At 38.4% G+C, this 12,236-nt stretch carries 8 protein-coding genes; 4 read left to right on the top strand and 4 right to left on the bottom strand.

From position 1 onward, the window contains the following. The first annotated feature begins 154 nt into the window (after nucleotides 1-154). Nucleotides 155-532 carry a response regulator gene (locus tag QWZ08_RS02245; protein WP_290335563.1) on the top strand — a complete coding sequence of 126 codons (378 nt, stop codon included), beginning with the start codon at nucleotides 155-157 and terminating at the stop codon, nucleotides 530-532. Between the two features lie 146 nt (nucleotides 533-678). Here the strand turns inward: QWZ08_RS02245 and QWZ08_RS02240 are convergent, their stop codons facing one another. Beyond that, entirely contained in the window at nucleotides 679-855 is a 177-nt protein-coding gene (locus tag QWZ08_RS02240) for a hypothetical protein (protein WP_290335562.1), read from the bottom strand. 393 nt (nucleotides 856-1,248) lie between these two features. Between QWZ08_RS02240 and QWZ08_RS02235 the strand changes: the two genes are divergently transcribed. The 3 genes from QWZ08_RS02235 (at nucleotide 1,249) to QWZ08_RS02225 (ending at nucleotide 2,273) form a co-directional block, all read left to right on the top strand. After that, a complete protein-coding gene (locus tag QWZ08_RS02235) occupies nucleotides 1,249-1,527 on the top strand; it encodes a YtxH domain-containing protein (RefSeq protein WP_290335561.1) in 279 nt (92 codons plus the stop codon). Nucleotides 1,528-1,644: 117 nt separating this feature from the next. Then, nucleotides 1,645-2,034 carry a hypothetical protein gene (locus QWZ08_RS02230; RefSeq protein WP_290335560.1) on the top strand — a complete coding sequence of 130 codons (390 nt, stop codon included), beginning with the start codon at nucleotides 1,645-1,647 and terminating at the stop codon, nucleotides 2,032-2,034. After that, nucleotides 2,031-2,273 (top strand): hypothetical protein, encoded by a 243-nt coding sequence (locus tag QWZ08_RS02225; protein WP_290335558.1) that lies wholly within the window; start codon nucleotides 2,031-2,033, stop codon nucleotides 2,271-2,273. The genes QWZ08_RS02230 and QWZ08_RS02225 overlap by 4 nt, the downstream gene beginning before the upstream one ends. An 87-nt stretch (nucleotides 2,274-2,360) precedes the next feature. Here the strand turns inward: QWZ08_RS02225 and QWZ08_RS02220 are convergent, their stop codons facing one another. The 3 genes from QWZ08_RS02220 to QWZ08_RS02210 form a co-directional block, all read right to left on the bottom strand. Then, nucleotides 2,361-4,484, bottom strand: a complete 2,124-nt coding sequence (locus QWZ08_RS02220) for a hypothetical protein (RefSeq protein WP_290335557.1) — start codon at nucleotides 4,482-4,484, stop codon at nucleotides 2,361-2,363. Nucleotides 4,485-4,590: 106 nt separating this feature from the next. Further along, nucleotides 4,591-6,885 carry a translocation and assembly module lipoprotein TamL gene (gene tamL, locus QWZ08_RS02215; protein WP_290335556.1) on the bottom strand — a complete coding sequence of 765 codons (2,295 nt, stop codon included), beginning with the start codon at nucleotides 6,883-6,885 and terminating at the stop codon, nucleotides 4,591-4,593. Nucleotides 6,886-6,887: 2 nt separating this feature from the next. Next, nucleotides 6,888-12,128 carry a translocation/assembly module TamB domain-containing protein gene (locus tag QWZ08_RS02210; RefSeq protein ID WP_290335555.1) on the bottom strand — a complete coding sequence of 1,747 codons (5,241 nt, stop codon included), beginning with the start codon at nucleotides 12,126-12,128 and terminating at the stop codon, nucleotides 6,888-6,890. Between the last annotated feature and the right edge of the window lie 108 nt (nucleotides 12,129-12,236).

Genomic DNA, 12,236 nt, shown 5'->3' with positions numbered 1-12,236 from the left:
TTTTTTTCATTACATGTAATACATCTATAAAGTATATGGGGAGATTTTTCAACGATATGTGGAGGTACATTGTTAGCATTTTTCATTATTAACTCGTTTGCTCCTACGGCAAGTTGGCGTTATAATTGACACTTGTATAATAAAACTATTTATTTTGACTACCCTTGACGTTAAACAAATTGATGTACTAATTATAGATGATGAGAAAGATATCTGTTATCTGTTGGGCAACCTGTTGCGAAAAAAGCGGTTACAGTCCGAATACGTTAACTCATTAAAAGATGCAGCAAGTATGCTAGAGAAGAATGAGCCTGAAATAATTTTTTTAGACAACCATTTACCGGACGGCCTGGGCGTAAATTTTATCAGCTATATCAAACGCTTTCATCCTCTTTCCAAAATAATTATGATTACAGCACATGACAACGTTGCTGACAAACAGAAAGCGTTCAAAGAGGGTGTAGACTATTTTCTCAGCAAACCATTTTCCAAAGAAACCATCAACGGAATTATGGAAACTTTGGCGCATTGAGTTATCATGCCGGCTGTATTTGTAAACACATACCCACATAAAGAAAGCAGGCACAAGAGCCTGCTTTCTTTATTTAATCTCACATTTGCTGCACCGCATTTCCGGCTTCAACTGTTCGTTGCGGTTGTATTACATTCAATCACCCTTTACTCTTTTCTTCCAAACCTGCTAATGAGGTAAATTATTAAACCTACTACAATAACTACTACCAGTATACCCGTCCACATACCGGCTTTAAATATGTCGCCGATTGCCTGGCAACCAGGTAGTAAAGTTATTGCTACGGCTACCAGCAATAATGTTGAAAGTGTTGTTTTTTTCATCGCGTTGATCAGGTTTAAAGTTTAAAAAATAGTTCTTGAGAACACTATTAGGAAAGATTGATTGTTTTACTGCATTCTGCGTCTTTCAAATGAATTACACTTAGCATTATATTACAATCGTGCCGTTAATTTTAACCCTGTTGCCCGGCAAACACAGTATTGTAAGCGGGTTAAATGTTTATTCCATCCTTTTCCATGTGCTTTATATTCCTCATTTGTAGAAAAAGATACTCAGGCATGAGAAGAACATTGGATTAGATGCGACCATAGACACGTTGAAAAGCCTTAATTGCACTGATTTAGGTAGTATTAACAATGCTTTTCAACAGTTGGCAGCATTTTGGAAACCCTATACCTGAATAACTTTTTAAAACGATTCTAAAAACAAATACTATGTCAAAAGCAAAATTATTAACAGGTGTATTAGCAGGTGCCGCAGCAGGCGCAATTTTAGGAATATTAATGGCTCCGGATAAGGGATCTGAAACACGAAAAAAAATTGCAAAGAAAGGCAATGACCTGACTGATTCAGTTAAGGAAGGTGTTAACAAATTTGGAGAAACCGTTTCTGAAAAATATAAAAACATAAAAGGCGATGCCAGGCAAATGATGGATAAGGCAAAGAAAGAAGTAGAAAGCAGCGAGAATTACAACCCTGAAAAAGCTTTTTAAAAAAAGTACATTTGGTGGCCTGGTTATACGATTAGATTAGATTTCATTAATTGAGATGTGGAGAATTGTTTTAACCAGGTCATTTTTTTTAACTCCTTATGAACTGTATTTTTTTCTATGTCTATCATTAACAGGCAGCAATTAGCCAATAACATCGAAAATTTGAAGGCAGCTGAACGGGTCGAGAAAGCTATGTTTATTCACCAGTTGCAAACTATTCAGCAATCAGTAGACCCGGTGTTTTTATTGAAAAGAAAGTTGGGAAACGGGACAGCCCATATCCCGCAGCTTTTTGATAATTTGATTGATCAGTCATTTTATTCCGCTACGGATTTAATGAAAAATAAAATTGGTCTCAACAATGGTTCCTTTGTTGCAAAAGCAGCAGACAAACTAGTACAAGGAAATATTAACCGCTTCTTTGCAAACAACCGCTACAAGGTCAAATCAATCGCACTTGCCATTGCCAAAAATATTTTTAATTTACCCATCAAACAATTGTCATGAAAGAATACAATTATGCAGATGAGCTTACAAAAGATAGTAATTTTCAAACAACCTCAATGCGGATGAATCAAGATCCAAAAGAAAAAATAGTGAATGAACAGGATGAAGACATCATCCTGAATTTTGAGGATGATAAAAATTTATCGGATGAAAAATTACAGGGCTTTGAAGAAGGAGTTAAAAATGATTCCTTAATCCCTGAAGAAGACAACACCGGCACAGACAAGGATAAAGTATAAACCGGTAATAATAACCGGATATCTTTATACGTTTCCTCATACTTCACCGGGCGAATAACTTTGCCCGGTTTTTATTTTTACTATTTTCTATTTACGTATCACGGTTTTTTTAACACCATCAAAAATGCTTTTCCAGAGAAAGTTGAAAAACGACTTGTGTATGTCCCTTTCAAAATCAATTTCACCGGTATAGGTATTGCCATTTTTCGGATTGTTATTAACTATCAAAGTGTTCGCCAGTAACGAGACAAGCCCCCTCTTTTTTAGTTCATCATTATCGTCCATCTTTAATACTGACACTCCCAGGTTATTATATAAAAAAGTAGTGTTTCCCTTTGACTTGTAATTATTTCCGGTAAGGTCAAATGCCAATTTATTAATAGTGCCGTTTTTTATAGCTGCCAGCCCCAAAGGTTCTGTAATACTATTTAAGACGGTAGCGTTCATGGCGCCTAAAGAACCGGCTGCCGAAAAAGTGCTATCCGACTGATTCAACGGCATCCGCCACTCAGTAACAATATCAGCAGCGTTTAAAAATTGAGCCTTCGCGTTTAAAACCAATGTACTATTTGTTTTTATTCTTGCTGCAATATTCGTGACATTGCTCAAAGTTGCATCGATATGGGTAAAACCTACAATGCCCGTCTTCTTGGATTTTCTCCCCCGTTCTTTATACAACACCTCACCATCATGCACCAAGAGCCTTTTTATATATAATTGAAATGGTAATTTCAACAAAGCCTGGTAAGGATATCTGCCTACTTTGCTGCTGGTATCAAACGACAAGGTGCGATCGTTAAAAACTTTTAGCATTACCCGTAAAGACACCTCGTCTGTTTCCAGTACGTTATCGTTGATAAGTTTTTTAAAATTCAAACCACTTACATTGATATCAGTTGCATCAATATCATACCGGTCCTTTTGAATGGAAAGTTTTTTTACAAAAGCTGCCTCAGTTAAAAGCGGCTTATATGCAACATGCTTTACCTTTATTGTACCTGCCTTATTATTTAATACCAACCCTTCAGCCCTCACCTTATACAAGTTATTTTTAGTGATAAATGAAAAACCGCCTGCAGATAAATTCCAATTGGCATTACTAACCAGGTTGCTTAAAGTGCCTCCATTGGTACTGCTGACAATATCTGCCGCAGAAAACTCAACATCATTTATTTTAAAGGGAGGCTTGCCGGGTTTTTCAGGATCTTCAATTATAACAGTGGTTTTGCCCAACTGTATGCCACCAATCTGCGCTTCATCTATGAGGTCGTTTGTTAACACGGTGGACTCGTTACCAGACTGTAGTTTTTTGCTTTTTTTGTAGATCGTTATCAGTCCGCCATCCGCGGTAACCACTCCTGCCTTTAGTTGTTGAAATAAAATAAAAGCGTCTGTATTCAGGTTACTCACCTGCACATTTTTTATGTCCACCAAAGCATCGGTATTGTGTTGTTTGTATTGCTGTACACCACCTGCTTTCAATATTTTTTTTGGTGCATCATACACTAAATTGGTAATATTAATACGGCTGTTATTCGCAGACTCGGGCAGCTGAATATTCTCAACAGAAGCCGTAACGTCTTTTATAAAATAACTGATGATATTTTGATAATTCCTGGTGCTGTCAATTAAAAAATTATTAAGCGAAATGTTGATATTTTCCAGGGTAGTTAAAGGCTTTCCTTTTTTATCGGTTATTAAAACAGTACCATTTACTACACGAATGGTGTCGCCGCGTATGCTATTAAACCTGCCCAGAATTTTTTTGTATAATTCAAGTGTATCATTGTAGGTAAAAGGTTTCGGTTTATCTGCACCTGTATTTATTATTTGAATACGCGGCTTATTAATGATAATTGCTTTAGCTGACACATGTTGCCCCTGAACCAATCCCGGAATATCTACCCCTCTTACAGTTACTTCTTCTGCCCTGATATTATATAAGGCATTGGGTAAGCTATCCCCCGCCTTTAGCATCGCCTGTTGCATGCTATCGCTTTGTAAAGTAATTTTATAAAACGACGCATTGCCATTGATTTCATCAATCTGCGAGCTGTCGTAGTGTATAAAATATAAACTGTCGGATTTGTTTTCAATGGCGTTTTGTATGGCATTTTTTACAATTCCTTTTTTATGTTGCTGCCAGTAAATGTACCCTGCTATAGCACCCGCCAAGACAACTCCAAGCAATATTTTAAAAAAAATCTTCATTGTAAAAAATATTATTAATTAGTTGGAACATGCAAAATTTCCTAACCATGCTTTACCACCACTCTGCTGCCATTATAATAGTTGATTTAATGGAAACAGTATTGATTTAAAAAGGATAACCAATAGCGATATTAAAAACAAGGTTTTCCCTGCGCCATGTTTTATCACCCAGGGCAATCTTATCAATTACCCATCGTTGTCCATCAGGCAGGTATGGCTTGCGTAAGGGTATTCCGAAATCAAATCTTAATAAAATTACACTGGCGTCCACCCGTAGTCCAATACCTGACGCCACGGCGAGTTCTTTCAGGAAATCTTTTTTTAACTGTCCGGCTTTACCGAATAAAACAGTGTCCTTGGTCCATACATTTCCGGCATCAATAAAAAAAGCACTACTAAACCTACCTACGATTGGTATACGTATTTCGGTGTTGCCAAGTAGCTTATAATCACCGCCAATGGTTTGATAATATGCCTGGTCCTGCAGGGTAGGTTTATAACTTCCGGGGCCAAGTGTTCTAACTGCAAATGCCCTGATAGAGCTTGATCCGCCAACAATGTATTGTTTTGAAAAGGGCAGGTAAGCAGAATTATTATAGGGAAACCCAATGCCCAGTTGCAGTCTGTTAGCCAATTGCCATCTACTGCGAAACCTCCGGGTGTAGCGCAGATCCAGGTCTCCTTTTACATATTGGGCAAAGGGTGCGCCCAGCACATTTTTTGAACGCGGTTCTTTGGCACCTGATATTAGTCCAATGGTGGTACCTGCAACTTCGCCGTCTAATTTCAGGAACCACTGATTTTTACCCAGTGGATTTAATGTGTTGTAAGTATAACTATAATAAGATGACACAATAGCCTCGCTGTACACATTGGTTAACAGTGCCGGATTTAATGAAGCTGCTTTGTAAAAGCTATCTGTAACATTGGCAGCATTTACATAAGTAAAAGAAAACGGTGCCAGGATATGTTGCTTGTTCGCACTTTCCCTCCATTGAAATTCGTAGTTAAAACGAAAGATATTTTTGGAATAATAATTTTTTTTGATGAAATATTCGTAGCCCAGCAGCAATTGAGTACGGGCAGGATAAAGATTGCTTTCATGTACCCGAAAAAAAGGAATTAAGTACCGTGGAAAATTTAAAGTGGCTTCTGTACCAACACGGTAATTGTTATTTTTCTTAAGCGAATCATTGGAAGAAACTTCAAAGCTGCCATACATTTTTACGGCCAGCTGTTCCGATCCATGAAAAGTATTCCTGTTCTTCCAGTTAATACTTAGCTGCGAACCCACATATTTATTTTCCTTGCTAAAACCATCTATCTCTCCCTGCAGCGATTTCTTTTTTGCCGGAGTTAAATAATAAAATACATTCAGGCGGTATGGATTGGCCGTGTCCTTAACCGCTTCAAAACGGTTTTTAGAAAACTTAAATGCACCCAGGTTGATCAAACGGTTCAGCGTTGTATTCTGATCAATGCTGCTATAAATTTTACCCGGCCTGTAGGTAATGGTACGTTTAAATAAATCTTGTTTAAAATCATGTACCGTGTCTCTTATAGATAAACCATCTACATCAGTCGTACCTACTTTACTGGTATCAGGAGGAGGGCGCAATAACGTGTAGTTTGGAAAAACGGTAATGCGGTTAATGGTGTAAGGATGTTTGGCAATTTCCGGGGTAGTGTTCTTTATATTAAAAAACAGGTCTACCTGGTAATTACCAATGGTACTGTCTACATAGGCCATGATGTAATCCGGATTAAAGTTATAGTACCCTTTTGTTTTTAACCTCAGGTCAAGCCGGTCTCTTTCTGCTACAATATCACTAAGGCGGTAAGGCATCCCTTTTTTTAACAGGCTTCTCCGCTTTTTTTTAGTATCCAGTTGTTTCAGTAAAGCAGAGCTATCGTTTACCCAGGTGATGTTGCGGATAGTATGTTGAGGAAAAACAGTTGCGTTGTAAACCGCAGTTGTAAAATAACCCTTGTTAACCGTGTCGCCCTTTACCTTACTATGGAAATAGCCAATGTTTTCAAGATAGGCGTTCATATTTTCGGCCGTAACTTTTGCATTTACCCGGCTGCTCAATACAGGAGGTTCGCCCAGTTTATTTCTTAAAAATGCCCTGAAGCCTTTGGGCCTTTTGGGTTCGCCGATGAAATAATACCACCACACTTTATAAGGCTGACCCAATAAAAACTTATTGGTTTTCGGCCTGGCTGTTGCTTTTAGCTGGCTGCGCAACGACTTCGCAGATGCTTTCACATCCTTTTGTTTTTCCACCTTAATAATTGCGCCGCGGTAGAGCCTTTCACCGGGAGGCAGCCGCTTGCCAACGCTGCATCCCGCAGCAGTTAGCAGTAAAAAAAACAAACCGTATATGCTGAAATACTTCATTTTTATTTTGTAACCTTTTTCATTTTTCGCGCAAATAATTCCCTGAACTTATCATAATCCATCGTAACAATAAACGCAACGCCTGTTTCAAGCACATAACCATCCAGTATCACTTCAAACTGCGTTTTTTTGTATGCTCTTAAAAGATATTTACCATCCTGGGTTAATTTATAATTCACTGTTACGTCCGGTAAAAATCCACTTCCTTTTTGTTGTGCTGCTTTTGCCGCGGCATCCTGACCCTCTATACCAAAATTTTTACCTACGCTGATGCTCAAACGGTCGTTTACAAAACTCTTGGTTACTGCCACATTTAAATCCGTTCGTTGCTGGGCGTCGCCACTGGTGTAGTCTTTGTAACTATTCAGGTTAAGATCAACGTCCAATCCTTTAAAAAGATCAGATGCAATATTATCCAGTGCGGAAGAAAGAAATTTGCTAACGCTCTGCCTTGCCAAATCACCAAAGCCTCCACTGCTGCCCCCGGAGCTGCCGGTAGAAAAGAAGTCGGTACTTTGTTCGCCTACAAAACGGTTGAATAAAAGCAGGGAGAATACCTGCCGGTTAGTTGCAGCCACGTCACCCTTTAGCTGCGTTAGTTTGTTATCAATGGTAGTGCGCAGTTCGCTGCTAATATTCAGGTTTTTGCTTTCTTCCGGCAATTCTATATCGAAACTAATTTCGGGCTTCAGCATGGTTCCTTTCAATGTCAATAAAACCCTGAAGGGAATTTCCTGCTTAAAAGTATTGGCGAGCCTTGGATCAACTGTACCTACTTCATTTCCCAGTAAATCTTTGGCAGAAGTGTTGGCGATATATTCCGCAGTAATATTTATTTGTGCGTTGGCAGGCGGCCCGCTGAAAGCAATGGTACTACCGGGCAATAAATTAAACTGCTTTTTTAAAAACTGGTAGTTTAAAATGTAATATCCGCTGCTAAGCTCGTAGTTACCAGCTAAAATAATATTGCCGCCGGGGTCTACCCCAGCGTTCAACTGTGCATCGCCTTTTAGTTTTAATTCGTCACCCGTACTTGGATCAATGATGATGGTTAGTGCTGCCGCTTTACCAATTTCAATATTGAGGTTGTAATTTAGAAATTGTGCAAAGGAAGGCTTTACTTCTTTTGCCGTACGGAAAGGCGTTTTCTCAGGTAATGCAAAAGTATCCCGATCGATAAACCGAACTACTGATTTGGCGGCATCTTTATTTACATTGCTTTCAGGCAACACCAGCGTTACATCACTTTTATCATTAAGCGAAATATTGCCTTCGATATTGGGAGAGGTTGAATTTCCGGTAACGGAAATATCGGCATCCACCGCTGCAAAACCATACACCTCGTTTGAAAAAGCTTTGGCCACATTTACCAATGTAAAATTGGTAGAATTGACGGCAAGATTTAGATTATACTCTGATATGGATCTGGCAGTCACCTCTCCATCCAGCACAAGGGTATGGTTGGCAGAATCTTTTACCGTAAAATTATCGAGTGAAATAGTGGGATAGTCAAAAGAGATTTTTTGCTTGTCAATGGTATAGGTAGTACCTAGTTTTGCAATGCTGAAACGAGCGGTATCAAAACTTACAGCTCCATGCCACTGCGGCTCAGCAAACTTTCCATTGATGGCGATATTACCACTGATGCGACCGGAAGAATTTACCAGATTCCCCTGCGAAAAAGCCTGCAAAGTGGTCATATTTAGATTGCCTATTTGCATGGTGATGTCAAACTGCTTGGTATCATCATTTAGATAATAGTCACCTTTTACATTCACCTCATTACCATTACCCGTTAAATCCATTGCGGCCGAGATAACATTTTCGCTTGATTTTTCTGTAATCAGGTGTATGTTTCCTACAGGCTGTTGCATAAACTGCAAACTGTCTGCATTAATGTTACCTGTAAAGGCCGGTAATTTTTTATTAAATTCAGCAACGGAAAATTTGCCATTGATTACACCCGATGCCAGCAGCGTATCGCTGTTCATCATGGAGGTAATATCTCTTATTTTAAAATTACTGATGGTTACATCAATAGGACTGTTTAATACATTTTCCCTGCTGGCGGCTGCAATTTTGCTGCTATCATAACTAACCAAAAAATTGTTAACCAGTATGCCGTCGGGTGAATAAGTAATTTTATTGTTAGGTGCAACCAACCATTTTTTGTAATTCAGCATTAAGGTATCTTTTAAAGAAAAAGTATATCCTTTATTTTGCTGCGCAATGTCGGCGCCAATAACAAAGCGGTTGTTGTTTTTTACATCTCTGGTAGATGCTGTTATACTTAAACTATCACCGGCAACAGCTGCAATAACAGCGGTTTTATAAAAGCTGTTGCTGCCAAAATGCAACGTATCAAAATTAATTGCCCCCGAAATATCTTTATTGAGTGATGTTATATCGATTGTTCCGTTGCTTACACTATTGGTTTTATACACAAGGCTCGGCACCGTTGCATGTAGTTGCAGTGCACTGTCCTGTGCATCAGAAGCATAGCTTCCTTTAAAGACAATATTTTCATAGGTAAACCCATCTACCAGGCCTTCCACTACCGGGCTTTTTTTAATAGTGCCACTAAAATTGATCTGCTGCGGCTGAACATTTCGAATAACCGTATCTGTTACGTGATAATATTTGTCGATGTACTGCAACAAAGAAGGACCAATTTTATCGTATGCAAATTTTCCATTGGCAACGATATCCGCCATTGGCGAAACAAGACTAATATTATTCTTCCCATTGGAAGCTGTTGCTTTTGCAACAATGCTGTCAAGCGCATAGCGTTTACCTTTAATCGTTAAGTGGGAGGAATCAATTGAGGTATATACGTCCATGCTATCCGGATTCAAATTATCAGCTTTTACAAATGCATTGAAAGATGCATTCAATGTATCAGGATATAAATTAAGCGCTTTCAATTGTATAGTATCCAATCGCAAGTTTGCTTGCACAGAGGGATATTGGCCACTTACATTTGCAGTAGCATCATAATTAAGTTTTATATTAGGATCATCAATACTTCCATCACTGACAACATCTCCATTTTTTAAATTGGCGTTGAACAAAATGTTGTTATAGTCATATTTTTTTAACCTCACTTTTTTTACAGTTGCTTTTACTACGGCCATCATAGTTTTATAATCCAAACCGGTTCCTTTCGCATATCCGTTGAAGGTTAGGGCCCCAATAATTGAATCTTGCTTTATCAGTTTGCCTACCTCAAAATCCTGTGTAGCGAAACTTAAATCATAGCTGGCTTTTTGGGGATCTTTAAAATGATGCACATATCCATTCACTTTGGCCACGCCATAACTTCCCCGAAGGGTAAGATTTGGCTGCACATTATTCATATCACCTTTTGCCGTACCTGTAAGTATCATCAGTTGAGGTAAAATAACGGTTGGTGGAATAGTACCAGGCGGAACAAGAGCTTCAATAAAGCTTCTCTTCACCCGGCTATTGGTAATAACCACATCGTATCGAAGTGATGCGGGTTTATCTATATTTTTAACTGTACCCTTTCCCTGCAAATTAAAATCAGTGCTGTTGATATCAATGTCTGCCGTGCTGCTTTTCATGTTGCCTTTCAGGTGCGTTCCCAAACTGAAAGTAGCAGGCAGTTTATTCATTAGTTCAATAGTTGAATTAGCAGGCAAAAATTTTATGATATCCGATTTGGGCAAACTGCTGTTAAAAATAGTAATATCATATGCCAGGCTATTGCTGTCGGTTACGTTATATAAAACTGCTTTGGCATTTATAGTAGTACCGTCTAATCCCGAAAGCTGAAACACAGGGATATTTAATTCCTTTAATGTACCATTGATGGCTGCAGATATGGAAATGAATGCATTCCGGAATTTTTGTTCCGGAATATACTTCTTTACAAATGGCGCTACCATATAAATATCATTGATAGCTATCCTTGTATTTTTTAACCGCACATCAACATGGCTGTTTTGCGGTGTAAGGGTAATCTTTTTTACATCATCATATTTTACCACCAGTTGATTTTGAATAACACTCTGTGGTGTTTTTACAAACAGTTCTTTCAATTCAACTCCCTGATTACTGTACCTTATTTTGGCATGCGTAGTATCTATTATAAAACCACTTTTATCTGCAAAGGCAAGCTGCCTGATATCGGCCAGAATGGTGTCATTGGAATAAAATATTTTACCGGTGCTGATATTGATTTTGTTCAATCCAATATGGGAATAATCAAAGCCGGGTTGAGGCGCTTTATTGTTGTCATCATAAACAGCAATATCATTTTTTAACGACAACTGATTGATGGCCAGTTTCCAGTTGCTGTTTGAAGCAGCACTGAACGCCACTGAATGAACCGCCAGTTTTGGCGCCGTAAATTTGATAGAAGAGCTGTCCAGAACAACATCGCCCAGGCTCGCATTTTCAGCAGCAAGATTGAGGTTGGCTTTAGTAACCTCCAAATGTTGTATGTTATTGGCATAATACATTCCGTTTACTTTATTTTGATACGCAACTTTTATATCAGCAAGCCTGATATTACCTGCATTTAAAAAAAGGTCAACGGCTGTGGTATCTGTAGCAGTAGCTGGAATCTCTTTTATTGTTACCATATTAACAACAATACCCGAGGCAATAAAATCATCCACACCAAAGCGCATCCTGTCTGGTTGAAACTGGTTTAAATTAGCCACCGCATTTTTTATACCGGCAGTAAAAATATTACCTCCGTAATTATCAGTAAACTTCAGGCGGATATCATCCAGGATCAATTTTTTAAAATTAATTTTCAACGCCGCAGTATCGGCAATAATAGTTGTATCCTTTGTTGCACCGGCAAATGCATTCATAACAAACTGATAGTTGAAAGTGGTATCATTTTCAGGCCTGAAAATATTAGCGTACATATTTTTGACTGCCACCTTGCCTATATCTATTTTACCGGTAACCAGGTGAAGCATGTTGATGTCAACTGAAATTTGTTCGCCGTATAACAAAGTATCTTTTCTTTCGTCTTCCAGGTATATGCCCTTTAATTCCACCCACTTGGGCAGGCTGAAATCAACGGCCTGAATAGATACTCTTGTTTTTAATTTTTGCTGCAGAAAAGATTGAAGTTTGTTTCGGATGAGCGCTTTGCCGGAGGAGGTATTTATATAAATGAATACAGCAATTACAAGAAAGAAAATGGTACACAACAGGTACAAAAAAATTTTACCTGTCTTTTTTAAAATTGCTTTTGTTGTCATTCACTAAACCCGGTTTACCTTGCTACATGTATCAGCTACCACTTTCAGTAACCATTAATCAACCATATGTAGTAAAATATTATGCCTGTTTTAAAATAGCTGTATTTG

It is taken from the genome of Ferruginibacter paludis (assembly GCF_030409685.1).
Classification (GTDB): Bacteria; Bacteroidota; Bacteroidia; order Chitinophagales; family Chitinophagaceae; genus Ferruginibacter; species Ferruginibacter paludis.
The sequence above is the reverse complement of the archived record's forward strand: the minus strand, read 5'-3'. Positions and strand labels throughout refer to the sequence as shown.

Coding starts and splice junctions, on each gene's coding strand:
- QWZ08_RS02225 (WP_290335558.1), top strand. CDS start 2,031: ATGAAAGAATACAATTATGCAGATGAGCTTACAAAAGATAGTAATTTT.
- QWZ08_RS02220 (WP_290335557.1), bottom strand. CDS start 4,484: ATGAAGATTTTTTTTAAAATATTGCTTGGAGTTGTCTTGGCGGGTGCT.
- QWZ08_RS02235 (WP_290335561.1), top strand. CDS start 1,249: ATGTCAAAAGCAAAATTATTAACAGGTGTATTAGCAGGTGCCGCAGCA.
- QWZ08_RS02230 (WP_290335560.1), top strand. CDS start 1,645: ATGTCTATCATTAACAGGCAGCAATTAGCCAATAACATCGAAAATTTG.
- tamL (WP_290335556.1), bottom strand. CDS start 6,885: ATGAAGTATTTCAGCATATACGGTTTGTTTTTTTTACTGCTAACTGCT.
- QWZ08_RS02240 (WP_290335562.1), bottom strand. CDS start 855: ATGAAAAAAACAACACTTTCAACATTATTGCTGGTAGCCGTAGCAATA.
- QWZ08_RS02210 (WP_290335555.1), bottom strand. CDS start 12,128: ATGACAACAAAAGCAATTTTAAAAAAGACAGGTAAAATTTTTTTGTAC.